The organism is Microbacterium sp. CCH5-D1 (assembly GCF_001557335.1).
GTDB classification, from domain to species: Bacteria; Actinomycetota; Actinomycetes; order Actinomycetales; family Microbacteriaceae; genus Microbacterium; species Microbacterium oxydans.
Genome location: NZ_LSJW01000238.1, coordinates 1 through 292 on the forward strand (window position 1 = coordinate 1; position 292 = coordinate 292).

The 292-nt window shown below is 72.3% G+C and carries 1 protein-coding gene; it reads right to left on the reverse strand.

What is annotated here, in order from left to right; translation table 11 throughout:
• Positions 1–2: 2 nt before the first annotated feature.
• Positions 3–292: hypothetical protein (locus tag AX744_RS20770; RefSeq protein ID WP_197429241.1), on the reverse strand; the 290-nt coding region annotated here is incomplete at its 5' end.

The following is a 292-nucleotide window of genomic DNA, read 5'->3' on the forward strand; positions in this document are numbered from 1 at the left end:
CGTCATGCGGCGTAGGTGCAGGGCACCTGCTGGCCGTGGTGCCAGCCGTCACACTCGATGCGGCCGAGCTTGCGGGCGTCGTCTCGGCACGCGCGGCGGGCGTCGGCTTCCTCGGCGTCGATGCGGGAGGAGTGCAGCGCCTCGATGTGCTCCAACTTGGTGCTGAACCCGTCGTTGTCCGGCAGGCCCGCAGTGACCCACAGGCGCGCGCACAGCCCGAATCCCTCGTGCGAGAGCGGGGCGCGCTCCGCGGCCGCCAGCAGGCCGATCACGACCTCTACGGCGGTGCCCA